The organism is Nonomuraea sp. NPDC049141, from assembly GCF_040648415.1.
In the GTDB taxonomy this organism is placed as follows: Bacteria; Actinomycetota; Actinomycetes; order Streptosporangiales; family Streptosporangiaceae; genus Nonomuraea.
This window is the reverse complement of the sequence record NZ_JBEZDR010000008.1, coordinates 448,045-465,949: the sequence shown is the minus strand read 5'-3', so window position 1 is coordinate 465,949 and position 17,905 is coordinate 448,045. Positions and strand designations below refer to the sequence as shown.

Below are 17,905 nucleotides of genomic sequence, written 5' to 3'. Positions count from 1 at the left end.
GTCGGTGATCAGTGGCCGGTGATGAGGTCGGCCACGCGGGCCAGCGCGGACGTACGCGGCATCGACCGCTCCCGATGGTCGGCCATCCGGTACAAGCGGTACATCGCGTGCACCCCCAGCCAGCGCAGCGGCTCCGGCTCCCACGCCCGCACCCGGCGCCCCACCCACGGCAGCTCCGTCAGCGCCGTCCGCTCGCCCACGACGAGGTCCCGCAGCGTACGGCCGGCCAGGTTGGCCGTCGTCACCCCGTGCCCGGTGTAGCCGCCCGCCCAGCCGAGGCCGGTGGCCGGGTCCACGTGCACGGTCGAGCACCAGTCGCGCGGCACCCCCAGCACCCCCGACCACGCGTGCGCCACCGAGGAGGAGGCCGCGGCGGGGAAGAAGTCGATCAGCAGCTCCCAGAGCGCCTCGACCGTCCGCTCGTGCGTGTGCCCCCTGGCGTCCACCCGCGAGCCGTACAGGTACGGCCGGCCGCGCCCGCCGAAGGCGATGCGGTCGTCGGCGGTCCGCTGGGCGTACATGTAGTAGTGGGCCATGTCCCCGAGCAGCTCGGACCCCTGCCAGCCGACCGTCTCCCAGAACGAGGCGGGCAACGGCTCGGTGACGATCAGCGAGCTGTTCATCGGCAGCCACTGCCGCCGCAGCCCCTTCAGCCGCGAGGTGAACCCCTCGGTCGCGCGGAGCACGTGACGTGCCCGGACCGTCCCGAACGGCGTCACGGCCCGCCCCGGGGCGATCTCCGTGACGGGCGTCCGCTCATAGACGGTCACCCCGAGCTCCCGTACGGCCCGCGCCAGCCCCTGTACCAGCTTGGCGGGCTGGACCCGCGCGCAGTGCGGGCTCCAGGAGGCGGCCACGGCCCCCGTCACCCGCAGCCGCTCCGCGGGATCGACCAGCCGCAGGTCGGTCTCCTCGATGCCCCAGGCGCGGGCGGCCGACACCGAGGCCCGCAGCCGCGCCGCCTGGGCGGGAGTGCGGGCCACGTTGACCACGCCGCCCTTGACGACGTCGGCGTCGATGGCCTCCTTCTCGCAGACCCCGATCACCTCGTCGATCGAGGCGTACATCTCGCGCTGCAGCCGCCGCGCCGCCTCCACGCCGTGCGTCGCGGCATAGCGCTGGTGCGATCCGGCCAGATCGCCGGTCAGCCAGCCGCCGTTGCGCCCCGAGGCGCCGAACCCGGCGAAGTCCTTCTCCAGCACCACCACGTTCAGCGACGGCCGCGCCTGCTTGAGGTAGTAGGCGGTCCACAGTCCCGTGTAGCCCGCACCGACGATCACCACGTCCGCCTGGAGGTCGCCGTCGAGGCGTGGACCAGGGGAAGGCACGCCGGAAGCGCGGTACCAGAAGGACACGTCGCCGTTCACGAATCCGGACGACAAGGAGACTTGCGCGTTCATGGCCGTTATCCTCCTATACGCCGCATCTCGCTATGAAATTCGCATTCGAAACACGGCGGTAGCGGCCAGGTAACACCTCCCCGGCATCCTCTTCGTATGGGATTCTTGCGCATTCGCACGACGGTGGACGAGCGTCCGGGACGGCTGGCCTCCCTGGCCGCGGCCCTGGCCGACAGGGGCGGCAACATCCTCGGCCTGAGCGTCCAGTCGGATGCGGACGGCACCGTCGACGAGTTCGTCGCCGACATCCCGGCCAGTCCGGAGGCGGTGCGCGAGGCGCTGGAAGCGGCGGGTGGACGCCGCGTCCAGGTGGTCCCCGCGACGGCGCACGAGCTGACCGACGAACCCACCCGCGCGCTGCTGCTCGCCTCCCGGCTGCGGTCCATGCCGTGGCGGCTGCCGGAGTTCCTGGCCGAGCTGCTGCGCGCCGACGATGCCCGGTGGATCTATGGTGAAGCCGTGAGTGATCTTCCCGACCCGACCCTGCTCGTGGTGCCCGTAGCGGCCAAGCGGGCCGTCCGGCTGCGCCGCGCCGAGCTGCCCTTCACGCTGACCGAGGCGGCCAGGGCGGCCTCCTTCGTCCGGCTCGCGCAGCCGCCGGTCGAGCAGAGCGCCGGCGAGCCCGTGATCAGGCTGAGCGACGGTGAAGAGGTCACGGTCCGGCCGCTCACCTCGATCTACCGCGAGGCCGTACGCGACCTGCACGACAGGTGCTCGCCCGAGGCCCGCAGGTTCCGCTACTTCACCTCGATGCCCGCGCTGCCGGCGCGGATGTTCGACCGGCTCTGCGACCGCAGCCGCGGCCACTCGATCGTGGGCGGGCACGACGGCCAGGTGGTGGCCATGGCCTCCTTGATGTTCACTCCCGATCCCGGCATCGCCGAGATGGCCTTCCTGGTCGAGGACCGCTGGCAGGGGCGCGGTCTGGGCACGGCCCTGGCCCGATCGCTGGTGCGCGAGGCGCGTGATCTCGGCTACGCCGAGGTCAGGGCCACGATGCTGTCCGACAACGTGCGGATGCGGCGGCTCCTGCTGTCGCTGGGCGCCACGCTCGGCTACACCGAGGACCCGGGCGTGATCGAGGCCAGGCTGCCGGTCGGCGCGCTGGCGTCAGCCTGACTCCCGCTCGCCTTCGTCCGGCCCGGATTCCCGCTCTGACGGTTCCGGGTCGGACGCCGCCCGGTCGGGCCGCTGGATGCCCAGGTGGCGCTCGATGCGGTCGAGGCTCTCCTGGATCTGGGTGAGCCGCTCGCCGAGCATCGAGCCGGCGGCGAAGAACATCTCACTCGGCCGCTCCTTCGACCCCTGGCCGACCCGGGTGAGCACGCGGTGCCGCAGGTCGCCCAGCTCCACGCCGCGATCCACGATCGCGCGGACGGCGAGCCCCTCGCCCTCCCTGATCACCCCGAGCAGGATGTGCTCGGTGCCGATGTAGTTGTGGCGCAGTTGCAGGGCCTCGCGCAGCGAGAGCTCCAGGACCTTCTTGGCGCGCGGGGTGAACGGGATGTGCCCGCTCGGCGCCGTGTCACCCTGGCCCACTTCGCGCTCGACGTACGCGCGCACGTTCCCCAGCTCGACGCCGAGGCTGTCGAGCGTCAGCGCCGCCACGCCCTCGCCCTCGTGGATGAGGCCGAGCAGGATGTGTTCCGTGCCGATGTAGTCGTGGCTCAGCATCCGCGCCTCTTCCTGGGCGAGGACGACGACTCTTCGGGCACGATCGGTGAAGCGCTCGAACACCGGTGGTCCTCCGTTCGAGTGGCGTGCCTCCACTATGCGCTACAAACCAGCGGATGTGGGGTATTTGACCAGTGTGGATCTTGACGAGGTGGCCGGTCGCCTGTATGCGCTCCCGCCGTCCGAGTTCACCGCCGCGCGCGCGGCCGAGGCCCGTGCCGCCAAGGACGCGGGCGACGTACGGCTGGCCCGCGACATCGCCGGGCTGCGTAAGCCCACGGTGTCCGCCTCGGCCGTGAACCGGCTGGTCCGCGAGCATCCGGACGACCTCGGCGAGCTGCTGGCGCTCGGGGGGCGGCTGCGTGAGGCGTGGGCGGCGCACGACGCCGAGGCGCTGGCGGAGCTGACCCGGCGGCGCGGCGAGCTGGCGGGGGTCCTGTCCCGGCTGCTCAGGCGGGACACCGGTCTGTCGGCCGCCGCGGCGGCCGAGGCCGAGCAGACGCTCGACGCCGCCGTCGTGGACGCGGGCGCGGCCGAGGAGGTACGGCGCGGCCGGCTGGCCAAGCCGCTCAGCTACAGCGGCTTCGCCCCGGCCCCGGTGCCGCGCGGCAGACCTGCCAAAAGGCCGGCGGACTCGGCGGCCGAGGCGAAACGGCGGGAAGAGGCCGAGACCAGGAAGGCCGCCGAACGGCAGGAGGCGCAGGACGCCCACCGGGAGTGGGTGGCCGCCCTGGAGCAGGCCGGGAAGGAGCACGACGAGCGGGCCGAGCGGGTCGCCCGGCTGGAGCGGAAGCTGGCCAAGGCCCGCAAGAGGCTCGCTGAGAGCACCCAGCGGCTGGAGGTCGCCCAGCGGGAGGAGCGGCACGCGCGGCAGCGGGCGGAGCGTTAGGTTATGGTGTACGAAACGGTTCCGTACACCTGGAGTAGTGATGACCTGGACCCCCGCCGACATGCCCGACCTGAGCGGCAAGACGGCCATCGTGACCGGCGCCAACAGCGGCATCGGCCTGCCCACCGCACTCGAGCTCGCCCGACACGGCGCCCGCGTCATCGTGGCCACCCGCTCGGCCGCGAAGGGCGGCGCGGCCGTGGCGGAGATCCGCCGGGCCGTCCCTGGCGCCGAGGTCGAACACGGCACGCTGGACCTGGCCGACCTCGCCTCGGTCAGGAGCTTCGCGGCCGGCGTCGACCGGGTGGACCTGCTGGTCAACAACGCGGGCGTCGGCATGATCCCGCGACAGCTGACCCGTGACGGCTTCGAGATGCAGTTCGGCACCAACCACCTGGGCCACTTCGCGCTCACCGGCCTGCTGCTGCCCCTGCTGCTGTCGCGACCCGGCGCGCGGGTGGTCAACGTCTCCAGCGACGCCCACAAAGTGGGCAAGCTGGACTTCGACGACCTGGGCCTGGAGCGCGGCTACAAGAAGATGACCTCCTACGGCCGCTCCAAGCTGGCCAACCTGCTCTTCACCCTGGAGCTCCAGCGACGCGCTCAGCGGTCCCAGGCGGACCTGGTCAGTGTCGCCACCCATCCTGGTGTCACGGCCACCAACTTCTTCACGCTGGGGCCGCTACAGCCCCTCATGGGGGTGTTCCTGCAGAGCGCGGCGGCCGGTGCGGTGTCCTCCCTGTACGCGGCCACCTCGCCGGAGATCCACGGCGGGGAGTTCGTCGGCCCCAAGACCCAGCTGCTCACGCCGTCGAAGGCGGCCCGCTCCGAGCAGCTCGCCGCCGAGCTGTGGGACGTGTCCACGCGGCTGACCGGCGTACGATTCGACGAGATCACCTACAGCTGAAGGACGTGCACGTGGCACCACTCGACCCCGAGCGGGAGCGGGCCATCCTCGACGCGACGCTGGCGCTGCTGTCGGAGATGGGCTACGACCGCATGTCGGTCGATCAGATCGCCAAGCGGGCCAAGGCCAGCAAGGCCACCATCTACCGCCGGTGGGCGGGCAAGCCGGAGCTGGTGGTCGACGTCATCTGCCGCCGGTTCGACATGGACACGCCGGCCGCCGAGGACACCGGTTCGCTGCGCGGCGACCTCGCCTCGGTGTTCGGCGGCCTGTGCGGGGCCGTCGAACGCAAGCACGGCCTCATCATGGGGCTGTCCTCGACGCTGGTTTCGCACCAGGAGCTGGCCAGGACGCTGCGGGAGCACATGCCGGCCAAGGACCTGGGCGGGGTGGAGGCGCTGCTGGGGCGGGCCAGGGAGCGCGGCGACCTGCCGGGGCCGGTGGATGCGGGCCGGCTGTTCGGGGTGGCGGAGGCGCTGGTCTGGCACCGCATGATCTTCCTCGGGCCACTGTTCGACGAGTCCTTCGTCGCGGACTCGGTGGACACGGTCCTGCTGCCGCTGGTCCACGCCTGGTCCAGATAACCTCACATTTTTGTGTGAAATTTCGCTTGAAACTCTGTTTTGGGGCGAAATGGCGGGCTTATGGTCGTCGCCATGACGACCCCCACCGACGCCTTCATCGACGCCCTGCCCAAGGTAGAGCTGCATGTTCACCTGGTCGGCTCCGCCTCCGTGGCCACCGTCCTGGAGCTCGCCCGCCGCCACCCGGGCGGCCCGGTCCCCACGACGGAGGAGGGACTGCGCGCGTTCTACGCCTTCCGCGACTTCCCCCACTTCGCGCAGGTGTACGGGGCGGTCAACGCGCTGGTCCGCGAGCCGGAGGACGTCGCCACCCTCGTGCTCGGCCTGGCCCGCGACCTGTCGTCCCAGGGCGCCCGCTACGCCGAGCTGCAGGTCACCCCGTACGCCCACAGCATCGTCGGGATGCCCATGCGCGAGGTCACCGAGGCGCTCGACCTGGCCGCCCGCCGATCCGCGACCGACCACGGGGTGGAGATGGCCTACATCTTCGACATCCCCGGCGAGTTCGGCGAGGAGGCGGCCAAGATCACGGTCATGCACGCTCTGGAGGAACCTCCCGCCGCATTGGTAGGTTTCGGCCTGGGCGGGATCGAGCAGAGCCGCCCGCAGTACCGTGACGCCTACCGGGACGCGTTCGCGGCGGCGCGCGCGGCGGGGCTGCACAGCGTGCCGCACGGCGGCGAGATGACCGGTCCCGAGAGCGTCTGGGAGGTCATCGAGGGGCTGGGCGCCGAGCGCGTCGGCCACGGCATCTCCTGCCTCCAGGACCCGCGCCTGGTGGCCTACCTGCGCGAGACGCAGCTCCCGCTGGACGTCTGCCCGACGTCGAACGTCTGCACCGGGCAGGTGGCCCGCATCGAGGACCACCCGCTGCCCAGGCTGCTGGAGGAGGGGCTGTTCGTCACGCTGAACAGCGACGACCCGCCCATGTTCGCCACCACCCTGGCCGGGGAGTACCGCGTGGCCGCCCACGTGTTCGGCCTCGGCGAGCCGGAACTGGCCCAGCTCGCCCGCAACGGCGTGCACGCGTCCTTCCTGGCGCCGGAGCGCAAGCGGGCGCTCCTGGCCGAGATCGACGCGCTGACCGCCTGAAACGGCTCAGGGGGAGGCGATGCGGCCCAGGCCCGGCGGGAGCTTGGCCGCGGCGGCCCGGTCGAGCAGGAACAGCGTCCGCACCCGGCCTCTGGCCCCGGCCGCGGGCACCTGCACGGGCCCGGAGTCGGACAGCGCCAGTCGTACCGCGCCCGACTTCTCCTCGCCCGCCGCCACCACCCACACCTCGCGCGAGGCCTGGATCGTCGGCAGCGTCAGCGAGACGCGTGTGGGCGGCGGCTTGGGAGCGCCGTGGACGGCCACCACGGGCCGCGTGTCGTACAGCGCCGGCATCCCGGGGAACAGGGACGCCACGTGCGCGTCGGGCCCGATGCCGAGCAGCATCACGTCGAAGTTGGGCACCGGCCCGTGATCCTCAGGCCGGGCCGCCTTGCGCAGCTCGGCCGCGTAGGACTCGGCCGACTCCTCCGCCGACATCCCCGAGTCGGGCCCGCGCATGACGTGCACCCGCTCGGGGTCGAGCTCGACGTGGTCGAGGAGCGCCTTGCGGGCGCCCGTCTCGTTGCGCTCGGGGTCACCGGCCGGCAGGAAGCGCTCGTCGCCCCACCAGATGTCGAGGTGGTGCCAGTCGACCGCGTCGCGCGCCGGCGTGGCGGCGATCGCGGCCAGCGTCGCGTGGCCGACCGTGCCGCCGGTCAGGACCAGCGACGCCGACCCCTTGGCCGACTGCACGTCGACCAGCCGGGTGATGATCCGCGCCGCCACGGCCTTGGCGAGGACGTCGCCGTCACGATGGACGACCACATTGGGAACGCTCACGAGCTCACTCTTTCACGATGGGCACCCACCGGCCGGGCGCGACCCCCAGGACAGGGCCCGCGCCGGCCGGTGGGAGATGGGGTCAGGACTTGTGCGTGCGGGCCAGCCGCTTGACCGCCACCCCGTAGATCTCGTCGGAGTCGAGCCGCCGCAGCTCCTCCGCCAGCAGCTCGGAGGTCTGCCGCCGGGCCAGGGCCACGATCCGGTCCGGCTGGCCGGGCCGCGACAGCGTCGCCAGCCTGGCGTCGCTCCTGGACACCGCCAGCTCGCCGTCGGTCATCGTGAGCCGTACGGCGGTGATGCCGGGCCCGTTGGACTCGCCCACCTTGACCGGCGCGCCGAGGCGTTCCGACAGCCACGCGGCCAGCAGCGGCGCGCTCGGGTTGCCCTCGGACGCCTCGACCCAGCCCTTGCGCAACTGGCCCGCGGGCTGGTCGAACGCCGCCGCCAGCAGGCTGCGCCACGGCGTCAGCCGGGCCCAGGACAGGTCCGTGTCACCGGGGGCGTAGCCCTTGGCCCTGGTCACCAGCGACTTGACCCCGCCGTCGTGCGCGGACCTGGCATCGGAGATGCGCCGCTGGGCGAGCATCCCGATCGGGTCCTTGGACATCACTTCGGGCGCCAGGCCCGGCCACCACGCCACGACCGGCGTGTCGGGCAGCAGCAGCGGGCTGACCACCGAGTCGGCGTGCTGGGTCAGCTCGCCGTACAGCCTCAGCACGACCACCTCGCCCGGCGTGGACTCGCCGATGCGCAGCTCCGCGTCGAGCCGGTTGGTCTCGTCGGACTCGCGGTTGATCACCACGATGATGCGCGAGGGGTGCTCGCGGGCCGCCTCGCTGGCCGCGCGGAGCGAGTCGTACTGGTCGCGCTCCTCGCAGACCACGACCAGCGTCAGCACCATCCCTATCGCGGGCGCGCCCATCTGGTGGCGCAGGTGCGTGAACTGCGCGGAGATCTTCCCCGCCGTCGTGTCGGTGAGCATAAAGGTGGTCATCAGAGTCTCCTCCACACACGACCGTCACGCGCCATCATCGCGTCGGCGGACTCCGGCCCCCACGCACCCGACGGGTAGCCCTCGGGCTGGCCCTGCGTGGCCCAGAACTCCTCGATCGGGTCGAGGATCTTCCACGACAGCTCGACCTCCCGCTGGTGCGGGAAGAGCGGCGGGTCGCCGATCATCACGTCGAGCAGCAGCCGCTCGTACGCCTCGGGGGACGACTCCAGGAAGGACTCGCCATAGGCGAAGTCCATCGAGACGTCGCGCACCTCCATGGCCGTGCCCGGCACCTTGGAGCCGAACCGCACGGTGATGCCCTCATCCGGCTGCACCCTGATGACCAGCGCGTTCTGGCCGAGGATCTCGGTGTCGTCCTTGCTGAAGGGCAGGTGCGGCGCCCGCTGGAACACCACGGCCACCTCGGTGACCCGGCGGCCGAGGCGCTTGCCGGCCCGCAGGTAGAACGGCACGCCCGCCCAGCGCCGGTTGGCGATCTCCAGCTTGATGGCCGCGTACGTCTCGGTGGTGGAGTCGGCGGAGATGCCGTCTTCCTGCAGGTAGCCGACGACCTTCTCGCCGCCCTGCCAGCCCGCGTCGTACTGCCCGCGCGCGGTGTTGAGCCCCAGGTCGGACGGGAGCTGCACGGCCTTGAGCACCTTCTCCTTCTCCCGGCGCAGCGCGGAGGCGTCGAAGGACGTCGGGTCCTCCATCGCCACCAGGGCGAGCAGCTGGAGCAGGTGGTTCTGGATCACGTCGCGGGCCGCGCCGATGCCGTCGTAGTAGCCGGCCCGGCCGCCGATGCCGATGTCCTCGGCCATGGTGATCTGCACGTGGTCGACGTAGCTGCGGTTCCAGATGGGTTCGTAGAGGTTGTTGGCGAACCTCAGGGCCATGATGTTCTGGACGGTCTCCTTGCCCAGGTAGTGGTCGATCCTGAAGATCGAGCTCTCCGGGAAGGCCGAAGTGGTGATCTCGTTCAGCTCGTGCGCCGACTTCAGGTCGTGCCCGAACGGCTTCTCGATCACCACACGCCGCCACGACCCGTCGGGCGCGTCGGACAGCCCGGTCCGCTTGAGCTGCTCCACCACCACAGGGAAGAACTTCGGCGGCACGGACAGGTAGAACGCATAGTTGCCGCCGGTGCCCCGGGTCTCGTCGATCTCCTTCAGCGCCATCGCCAGCGCGTCGAACGCGCCGTCGTCGGAGAACTCGCCGGGCACGAAGTGGATGCCCTCGCGCAGCTGCTTCCAGACCTCCTCGCGGAAGGGCGTCCTGGCATGCGCCTTGACGGCGTCATGGGTCACCTGGGCGAAGTCCTGGTCCTTCCAGTCCCGCCTGGCGAACCCGACCAGCGAGAAACCGGGCGGCAGCAGCCCCCGGTTGCCCAGGTCGTAGATCGCCGGCAGCAGCTTGCGCTTGGCCAGGTCCCCCGTCACGCCGAACAGCACCATGACACAAGGTCCCGCCACCCGGGGCAGCCGCTTGTCGCGCGGATCGCGCAGCGGATTGGCGGCCGCCACTTCGATGGTGGTGGAGGTGCCCGCGGCTGAGGTGGCTATTGTGGCCGCCGCCGTGCTGTCAAGGGCGGCCTCCTCCGGAGGTGCTTCGGGCTCTGTCATCTCAAGCCTCCTGTGCGGCTTCGAGCAGGTACGCGACTCCAGCCGCGCGATCGGTCAAATGCAGGCGTACGGCCGGCCGCCCGCGCTGCAGCAGTGCCCCGAGGTCGCCGAGCGCCTGCGCGAGCTGGAGCTCACCCAGCGTGTACGGCCTGCCGGGCACCGGCACGTCGTCGGCCACGGCGCCGGTGATCAGCAGGAACACCCCGTTCTGCGGGCCGCCCTTGTGATATTGGCCGGTGGAGTGCAGGAAGCGCGGCCCCCACCCGAAGGTGACCGGCCGGTCGGTGCGCAGGGCCAGCAGCGCCCGGAGCGTGGCCGGGTCGGCCGCCATCCACGCGTCGGTCATCTGCTCGAAGTCCGCGCCTTCGGGGACGAACACATCGAAGGCCGACAGCCGGTCCAGGTACGCCATCACGGCCAGGTAGCCGTCATCGGGCACCGCGTGGAGCAGCTCGCTCAGCACGCCGGGCAGATCCTTGGCCCCGGTCGAGCCGTAGACCTCCACCGGCCCGTCGACCAGTACCGGCTCGCCCAGCGGCAACGCCTCCATGTCGAGCAGTGCGGCCGTGCTGGCCTTGGACTCGGCCACGTTCGGCTGGTCGAACGGGTCGATCTCCAGCAGCAGCCCGGCCACGGCCGTGGCGTACTCCCAGATGAGGAACTGCGCGCCGAGCGGCCCGTCGACGCGCACGTCGCCGTCGTCGGAGTCGATCCCGACGACCAGCTCGTCACGGGCGCCGTTCGGCTCGGCGCCGACGACCGGCAGGATGCCCACGCCGTCCTTGCCCGTGGACTCGGCGACGAGCTGCTCGATCCACTCGGGCAGCCCGCTGATCGAGGACAGCCGGTCGTCGAGTATCAGCTTGTCGCGTCCGGCGAGCGCCGCTCCGCCGAGCGCCGCGCCCAGGTCGAGCCCGGGATTGCCGAGGTCGAGCGAGAGCAGGGGCAGGACCTCGTCGGCGTCGTCGAGCAGCCGTTTCACGTCGGCTCCGGCCAGCGCGCTCGGCACCAGGCCGAACGCCGACAGCGCCGAGTAGCGGCCGCCCACGTCGGGCGCGGCCAGGACCACGGGGTAGCCGGCGGCCACGGCCGCCTGCTCCAGCGGCGAGCCCGGGTCGGTGACGACCACGATCCGGCCGGCCGGGTCGATGCCCGCCTCGCGGAAGAGCTCCTCGTAGACGCGCAGGTGGCTGTCGGTCTCGACGGTCGAGCCGCTCTTGCTGGCCACGACCAGGATCGTGGTGTCGAGCGGCTCCTCCAGCGCCCGCCGCACCTGACCTGGGTCGGTGGTGTCCAGGACGGTCAGCGGCACGTCGGCCGTCGCGCAGATCACCTCGGGCGCCAGCGACGAGCCGCCCATGCCGGCCAGCACCACGTTGGTCAGGCCCTCGGCGCGTGCCCGCTCGGCCAGCTTGCCGAGCTCGGGCAGCAGCTCGCGCGAGGTGCGCGGCAGGGTCAGCCAGCCCAGCCGGACGGCCGCCACCGCCTCCGCGTCCGCGCCCCACAGCGTGGGATCGCCGGCGGCGAGCCGCGTGGGCACGCCATCGGCGACGAGCCGCCCCGCGGCGGAGGAGGCGGCCTCGGCCACCCCCTCCTCGCGGTACGTGACGGTCATCAGGGGACCAGGTTCTTGCTGACGCTCTCGAGGAGTTCGTTCCAGGAGGTCTCGAACTTCTCCACGCCCTCGTCCTCCAGCACCTTGACCACGTCGTCGTAGTCGACGCCCGCCTCCTTGAGCGCGGCCATGGTGTTCCACGCGTCCTCGTAGAAGGGGCGCACGGTGTCGCCGGTGATGACGGCGCCGGCGGCGGTCGCGTCGAGCGTCTTCTCCGGCATCGTGTTGACGGTGCCGGGGGCGACGAGCTGGTCGACGTACATCGTGGGCGAGTAGTCGGGGTTCTTGACGCCGGTCGAGGCCCACAGCGGGCGCTGCGGGCGGGCACCGGCGGCGCGCAGCCGCTGCCAGCGCTCGGAGTTCATCACTTCCTCGAAGGCGGCGTAGGCCAGGCGCGCGTTGGCGATGCCGGCCTTGCCCTTGAGCTCCGGCCTGCCGAGCTGGTCGAGCCGCTTGTCGATCTCGGTGTCGACCCGGCTGACGAAGAACGAGGCCACCGACTCGATCGTGCCCAGGTTGAGGCCCTTGGCCTGGGCGGCCTCCAGACCGGCCAGCCAGGCGTCCATGACCGCGCGGTAGCGCTCCAGCGAGAAGATCAGCGTGACGTTGACGCTGATGCCCTCGGAGATCGCCTGCGTGATCGCGGGCAGCCCTTCGAGCGTCGCCGGGATCTTGATGAACAGGTTGGGCCGGTCGACCAGCCACCACAGCGCTCGCGCCTCGGCCACGGTCTTCTCGCTCTCGCGGGCCAGCCGGGGGTCGACCTCCAGCGAGACGCGGCCGTCGACGCCGGCGGTGGCGTCGTAGACCGGGCGCAGCACGTCGGCGGCCCAGCGGATGTCATAGGCGGTGATGGCGCGCACGGCCTCGCCGATCTCGACGCCACGCACGGCCAGGTCGTGCAGCTGGGCGTCGTAGGCGTCGCCCTTGCTGAGCGCGCCGGCGAAGATGGTCGGGTTGGAGGTGACGCCCACCACGTTCTTCTCGCGGATCAGCTGCTCCAGGTTGCCCGTGCGCAGCCGCTCCCGGCTGATGTCGTCCAGCCAGATGGACACGCCCTGGCCGGAGAGCTTGTTGAGGATCTCACTCATTTTCGTTCAGTTTCCCGTCGTCTCGCCCTTGTCGTGACCCAGCTTGGCGAGGCTCGCCTTGGCCGCCGCGGCCACGCGCTCCGCCGTCAGCCCGAATTGCTCGTACAGCGTCTTATACGGTGCCGACGCGCCGAAGTGTTCAAGGCTGACGACCTCACCCTTCTCGCCGACGAACTCTCGCCAGCCGAGGGCGATGCCCGCCTCGACCGCGACCCGGGCCTTGATCGCTGACGGCAGAACAGTCTGCCGATACGCAATGTCCTGCCCGTTGAACCACTCGACACACGGCATCGAGACGACCCGCGTCGGGATGCCTTGCGCTTCGAGCAGTTCGCGGCCGTTGACGGCCAGCTCCAGCTCGCTGCCCGTGCCGATGAGGATCACCTGGGGCTGCCCGTCGGACGCCTCGTGCAGGATGTAGCCGCCCTTGGCCACGCCCTCGGCGCTGGTGCCCTCGAAGACCGGCAGGTTCTGCCTGGTCAGGGCGAGCGCGGCGGGCCTGTCGACGTGCTGGAGCACGCTCTGCCAGGCGTAGGCCGTCTCGTTGGCGTCGCCGGGGCGCACCACGTCGAGGCCGGGGATCGCGCGCAGCGCCCACAGGTGCTCGATCGGCTGGTGGGTCGGTCCGTCCTCGCCCAGCCCGATGGAGTCGTGCGTCCACACGTAGGTGACCGGCAGCTTCATCAGCGCCGCCAGACGCACCGAGGGGCGCATGTAGTCGGAGAAGACCAGGAACGTGCCGCCGTACGGCCGGGTGCCGCCGTGCAGGGCGATGCCGTTGAGAATGGCGCCCATGCCGTGCTCGCGGATGCCGAAGTGCAGCGTGCGGCCGTAGCGGTTACCGGGGAAGTCCTTGGTCTGGTACTCCTCCGGGATGAAGGACGGCTCGCCCTTCATCGTGGTGAGGTTGGACTCGGCCAGGTCGGCCGAGCCGCCCCACAGCTCGGGCAGCACCGGCGCGAGCGCGGTGAGCACCTCGCCGGACGCCTTGCGGGTGGCCATCGAGCCGCCCTTGTCGAACGTGGGCAGCGCCTTCGTCCAGCCGGCGGGCAGCTCGTGGTGGGAGATGCGGTCCAGCTCGGCGGCCCGCTCGGGGTTGGCCGCGCGCCAGGTTTCGTAGCCCTTCTGCCAGGCGGCGTGCGCCTCGTGGCCCCGGTGCGCCACCTCGCGCGCGTGCGCCAGCACCTCGGCGGGCACGTCGAAGCTCTTCTCGGTGTCCATGCCGAGGACCCGCTTGGTGGCGGCCACCTCGTCGGCGCCGAGGGCGGAGCCGTGGATCTTGCCGGTGTTCTGCTTGTTCGGGGCGGGCCAGCCGATGATCGTGCGCAGGCGGATGAACGACGGCCGGTCGGTCTCGGCGCGCGCCGACTCCAGCGCCGCGTGCAGCGCCTGAACGTCCTCGACGTAGTCGCCGGTCTCGGTCCAGTCGACGCTGAGCGTGTGCCAGCCGTAGGCCTCGTAGCGCTTGACCACGTCCTCGGACTTCGCGATCAGCGTGTCGTCCTCGATGGAGATGTGGTTGTCGTCGTAGATGACGATGAGGTTGCCCAGCTTCTGGTGGCCGGCGATCGCGCTGACCTCGTGGCTGACGCCCTCCTCGATGTCACCGTCGCTGACCATGCACCAGATGTGGTGGTCGAACGGCGAGGTGCCCACCTCGGCGTCCGGGTCGAACAGGCCGCGCTCGCGGCGGGCCGCCATGGCCATGCCGACGGCGTTGCCCAGGCCCTGGCCGAGCGGGCCCGTGGTGGTCTCCACACCGGCCGTGTGCCCGTGCTCGGGGTGGCCGGGGGTCAGGCTGTCCCACTGGCGCAGCCGCTTCAGGTCGTCCAGGTCGAGCCCGTATCCGGACAGGAACAGCTGGATGTACAGGGTCAGGCTGGAGTGCCCGCACGACAGGACGAAACGGTCACGCCCGATCCACGTGGGATCTGTGGGGTCGTGGCGCATCGCGCGCTGGAACAGCAGGTACGCGGCGGGAGCCAGGCTCATGGCGGTGCCCGGGTGACCCGAACCCGCCTTTTCGACTGCGTCCATGGCCAGGGCTCGAACGACGTCGACCGCTTGCTTGTCTAGGTCGGTCCATTCGAGGGCTGGCACGAGTTCGGTGCTCAAGTGCTCGGTCTCCGGAATCTAGTTGTCTTGTGGTGGTACCGGTTGGCATATCCCGCCCACACCGGACCCTAACTGAGTGGAGTCGGCGATCGATTCCCCCTCCACCCCGTGCGTGTCCCCCCATTGGCCGGACCGGACGACCCTGCTACTACAGTTTGGTTGTTCTCGTTGTCACAGGGACGCCTGGCGTCCGTCCATGAGATTCCGCTCCAATCAGAGGTTACGCGTTGACTCCGCACGTGCTGGAAGCGCCTTGACGGTGCTGACGAACAGGCAGACGACGGCCCCCGCTCCCGCGGCCGAGCCGCCAAGGACGATCGGCATGCTCGTCAAGGCCTATATCGCTCTCACCAAGCCGCGGATCATCGAGCTCCTGCTGATCACGACGCTCCCCGTGATGTTCCTGGCGGCCGGCGGGCTGCCGCCGCTGTGGACGTCCGTGGCGGTCATGGTGTTCGGCACCCTGTCGGCGGGCAGCGCCAACGCGCTCAACTGCTACGTGGACCGCGACATCGACCAGAAGATGCGCCGCACCCGGCGGCGACCGCTGGCCAGGCACCAGGTCTCGCCGACCGGCGCGCTCATCTTCGGCATCGTGCTCGGCGTGCTGTCCTTGGTCGGCCTCTGGCTGACCACCAACTGGCTGGCCGCCATGCTCTCCACCGGCGCCATCCTGTTCTACGTCATCGTCTACTCGATGATCCTCAAGCGGCGCACCGCCCAGAACATCGTCTGGGGCGGCATCGCGGGCTGCATGCCGGTGATGATCGGCTGGGCGGGCATCACCGGGCGGCTCGACTGGGCGCCGCTGGTGCTGTTCGGGGTGGTGTTCTTCTGGACGCCGCCGCACACCTGGACGCTGGCCATGCGCTACAAGGAGGACTACGCGGCGGCCGAGGTGCCGATGCTGCCCGTGGTGGCCACCGAGCGCCGGGTGATCCTGGAGTCGATCGCCTACACCTGGGCCACCGTGCTCTGCTCGCTGGCCTTGTGGCCGGTGGCGGGCACCACGCTGTTCTACCCGATCGCGGCCGGCGTCCTGGGCGTCATGTGCCTGTGGGAGGTGCACCGCCTGCTGGCCCGGCTCAACTCCGGCAAGAGCGGTGTCGACCTGCGGCCGATGCGCTTCTTCCACTGGTCCAACGCCTATCTGGCGCTGCTGTTCCTCGCCGTGGCCATCGACCCGCTACTGAGCTGACAGGCCACGCCACCTGGGCAGGACAGCACCATTTTGATCGGTTACAGTCACCGTATGGCGTCCCGTGATCCACGCTGGGTGTTGAAGGACCGCCCGTCGTTCGCGTTGATCATCGGGCTGATCGTGACCGGCCTGTGCGCGCTCGTCTCCTTCGCTTTCGACGTGTTCAACGGCGCGCCCGTGCAGTTCTTCATCTCGCTCCTCCTCGCGCTGGCGCCGGTGCCGCTGCTGCTGGCCGCCGTGCTCGCGCTCGACCGGATGGAGCCGGAGCCGCGCAGCAACCTCATCTTCGCCTTCGCCTGGGGGGCGGGGGTGGCGGTGCTGGTCGCGGGCCTGATCAACTCGCTCAACCTGCACTACATCATCGACACGGCCAACCTGAGCGCGGCCAACGCGCGCAACGTCGCCGCCACGTTCGGCGCGCCGGTGGTCGAGGAGTCGATGAAGGGGCTGGTGCTGCTCGGGCTGCTCAGGTTCCGCCGGGCCGAGTTCGACGGGCCGACCGACGGCGTCATCTACGCCAGCATGGTCGGCCTCGGCTTCGCGATGAGCGAGAACGTCAGCTACTACGTCGCCGCGCTCAACTCCGACCAGGGCGGCATGGGGCTGGCCGTCACCGTGGTGCTGCGCGGCGTGCTGTCGCCGTTCGCGCACCCGCTGTTCACCTCGATGATCGGCGTCGCGGTCGCCTACGCCGCCCAGCGCAACGGGTCCGAGCGGGTCTTCATCATCATGGCCGGCTGGGTCGGCGCGATGCTCCTGCACGGGCTCTGGAACGGTCTCACCTCCTACGGCGGCTTCCCCGGCCTGGTCATCGCCTACCTGGTGCTGCTGGTCGTGCTGGTGGTGCTCATCGCGCTGGTGCTCAGGGACCGGCGGCGCATCGTCGCGCTGATCCACCGCTACCTGCCGCCGTACGAGCCGACCAAGCTGGTCAACCGGGCCGACATCTACATGCTGTCCGCCCTGTCGCGGCGCCGGCAGGCCAGGCAGTGGGCCAAGGTCCACGGCGGCAAGCGGGGGCTGCGCGCGATGCGCGACTACCAGCTCGCGGCGACCGAGCTGGGCCTGCTGCACGAGCGGGCCGCCAAGCGGATGGTCGACGAGCAGACCTTCCACGAGGAGCAGCGCGCCCTGCTCGAATGCATGAGCGCCGCCAGGGCCGGCTTCCCGATGACGCCCGCCCACTTCAGGGCCGCGGCGCGGGGCACCCCGCCACCGGGCTACGCGCCCGGCGCCCCCGGCTGAGCCAGGATCCGCCGCAGCGAGGTCTCGCGCGGACCGGGATAGACCGGGTCGGAGTGCAGCAGCAGCGCGTCGGCGAACGCCTTGCCGGTGGCGAACAGCTCACGGGTGGCCGAGGCGTAGGTGGTCACGGCCCACTGCTTGGCGGAGTCGTCGCCCACGCCGAAGGTCGTCAGCCCCGCCGTACGGCAGAGCGTGACCGCTCTCGGCAGGTGGAACACCTGCGTGACCACGGTCAGCCGCTCGGCGCCGAAGACCTGGCGGGCCCGCACGCACGAGTCCCAGGTGTCGAACCCGGCGTAGTCGAGCACCATCACCGCGTCGGGCACGCCCCTGGCCCGCAGGTAGTCACGCATGGCCGTCGGCTCGTCGTACTCCTTGCGGCTGTTGTCGCCCGACAGCAGCAGCGCCTTGACCTTGCCCGCTCGGTAGAGCTCGGCCGCGATGTCGAGCCGCCGGGCCAGAAAGGGGGAGGGGTGGCCGCTGAACAGGCCCGCGCCCAGCACGAGCGCCACCTGCGAGGCGGGCACCCGGGTCAGCCAGCCGCCGGTGTCGGCCACCACGCGGCTGTCCGAGCTGTCGAGCCACGCCCACGTCATCGGCGCCAGGGCGAGCACGCTGAGCAGCACCAGTCCTTGGTACAGCCGGCGCAGGGTCTTCCGAGCGGGGCGGGCGAAAGCCACTCGACGACCTCAC

The 17,905-nt window shown here is 71.1% G+C and carries 15 protein-coding genes and 1 pseudogene; 7 read left to right on the top strand and 9 right to left on the bottom strand.

All coding sequences use genetic code 11. The features are described 5' to 3' along the window. Nucleotides 1-8 precede the first annotated feature (8 nt). Entirely contained in the window at nucleotides 9-1,400 is a 1,392-nt protein-coding gene (locus tag AB0B91_RS26585) for an FAD-binding oxidoreductase (RefSeq protein WP_358324764.1), read from the bottom strand. 96 nt (nucleotides 1,401-1,496) lie between these two features. On the opposite strand from AB0B91_RS26585, the gene AB0B91_RS26580 reads away from it, so the two are divergent. Continuing rightward, a complete protein-coding gene (locus AB0B91_RS26580) occupies nucleotides 1,497-2,519 on the top strand; it encodes a GNAT family N-acetyltransferase (RefSeq protein ID WP_358324762.1) in 1,023 nt (340 codons plus the stop codon). Nucleotides 2,520-2,720: 201 nt separating this feature from the next. Here the strand turns inward: AB0B91_RS26580 and AB0B91_RS26575 are convergent. After that, nucleotides 2,721-3,137, bottom strand: a pseudogene (locus AB0B91_RS26575) (Clp protease N-terminal domain-containing protein); the annotation flags it as partial. Nucleotides 3,138-3,201: 64 nt separating this feature from the next. Here AB0B91_RS26575 and AB0B91_RS26570 point away from each other — a divergent pair. The 4 genes from AB0B91_RS26570 to add all read left to right on the top strand — a co-directional run bounded on the left by AB0B91_RS26570 (nucleotide 3,202) and on the right by add (nucleotide 6,546). Next, nucleotides 3,202-3,963 (top strand): hypothetical protein, encoded by a 762-nt coding sequence (locus tag AB0B91_RS26570; protein WP_358324759.1) that lies wholly within the window; start codon nucleotides 3,202-3,204, stop codon nucleotides 3,961-3,963. 40 nt (nucleotides 3,964-4,003) lie between these two features. After that, nucleotides 4,004-4,870 carry an oxidoreductase gene (locus tag AB0B91_RS26565; protein WP_358324756.1) on the top strand — a complete coding sequence of 289 codons (867 nt, stop codon included), beginning with the start codon at nucleotides 4,004-4,006 and terminating at the stop codon, nucleotides 4,868-4,870. 11 nt (nucleotides 4,871-4,881) lie between these two features. Then, nucleotides 4,882-5,454, top strand: coding sequence for a TetR/AcrR family transcriptional regulator (locus AB0B91_RS26560; protein ID WP_358324753.1), 573 nt, complete (start codon nucleotides 4,882-4,884; stop codon nucleotides 5,452-5,454). A gap of 72 nt (nucleotides 5,455-5,526) precedes the next feature. Beyond that, a complete protein-coding gene (gene add, locus AB0B91_RS26555; protein WP_358324751.1) occupies nucleotides 5,527-6,546 on the top strand; it encodes an adenosine deaminase in 1,020 nt (339 codons plus the stop codon). 6 nt (nucleotides 6,547-6,552) lie between these two features. On the opposite strand, the gene pgl is transcribed toward add, so the two are convergent. From pgl to tkt, 6 genes are all read right to left on the bottom strand, one after another. Then, nucleotides 6,553-7,326: a 6-phosphogluconolactonase gene (pgl, locus tag AB0B91_RS26550; protein ID WP_358324749.1), complete on the bottom strand. Its 774-nt coding sequence runs from the start codon at nucleotides 7,324-7,326 to the stop codon at nucleotides 6,553-6,555. An 82-nt stretch (nucleotides 7,327-7,408) separates the two neighbouring features. Then, nucleotides 7,409-8,323: a glucose-6-phosphate dehydrogenase assembly protein OpcA gene (locus AB0B91_RS26545; RefSeq protein WP_358324746.1), complete on the bottom strand. Its 915-nt coding sequence runs from the start codon at nucleotides 8,321-8,323 to the stop codon at nucleotides 7,409-7,411. Continuing rightward, nucleotides 8,323-9,945, bottom strand: coding sequence for a glucose-6-phosphate dehydrogenase (zwf, locus tag AB0B91_RS26540; protein ID WP_358324743.1), 1,623 nt, complete (start codon nucleotides 9,943-9,945; stop codon nucleotides 8,323-8,325). Before zwf ends, AB0B91_RS26545 begins: the two co-directional genes overlap by 1 nt. Before the next feature lies 1 nt (nucleotide 9,946). Further along, nucleotides 9,947-11,560: a glucose-6-phosphate isomerase gene (locus AB0B91_RS26535; protein WP_358324740.1), complete on the bottom strand. Its 1,614-nt coding sequence runs from the start codon at nucleotides 11,558-11,560 to the stop codon at nucleotides 9,947-9,949. After that, nucleotides 11,560-12,651 (bottom strand): transaldolase, encoded by a 1,092-nt coding sequence (gene tal, locus AB0B91_RS26530; RefSeq protein WP_358324737.1) that lies wholly within the window; start codon nucleotides 12,649-12,651, stop codon nucleotides 11,560-11,562. Before tal ends, AB0B91_RS26535 begins: the two co-directional genes overlap by 1 nt. A gap of 6 nt (nucleotides 12,652-12,657) precedes the next feature. Further along, nucleotides 12,658-14,766 (bottom strand): transketolase, encoded by a 2,109-nt coding sequence (gene tkt, locus AB0B91_RS26525; protein ID WP_358324735.1) that lies wholly within the window; start codon nucleotides 14,764-14,766, stop codon nucleotides 12,658-12,660. 253 nt (nucleotides 14,767-15,019) lie between these two features. On the opposite strand from tkt, the gene AB0B91_RS26520 reads away from it, so the two are divergent. Next, a complete protein-coding gene (locus tag AB0B91_RS26520) occupies nucleotides 15,020-15,964 on the top strand; it encodes a heme o synthase (RefSeq protein ID WP_358324733.1) in 945 nt (314 codons plus the stop codon). Between the two features lie 54 nt (nucleotides 15,965-16,018). Continuing rightward, nucleotides 16,019-17,212, top strand: a complete 1,194-nt coding sequence (locus AB0B91_RS26515; RefSeq protein WP_358324730.1) for a PrsW family intramembrane metalloprotease — start codon at nucleotides 16,019-16,021, stop codon at nucleotides 17,210-17,212. Here the strand turns inward: AB0B91_RS26515 and AB0B91_RS26510 are convergent. Next, nucleotides 17,188-17,892 carry an ElyC/SanA/YdcF family protein gene (locus tag AB0B91_RS26510; protein WP_358324727.1) on the bottom strand — a complete coding sequence of 235 codons (705 nt, stop codon included), beginning with the start codon at nucleotides 17,890-17,892 and terminating at the stop codon, nucleotides 17,188-17,190. The two genes, AB0B91_RS26515 and AB0B91_RS26510, sit on opposite strands and share 25 nt — an antisense overlap. Nucleotides 17,893-17,905: the final 13 nt, after the last annotated feature.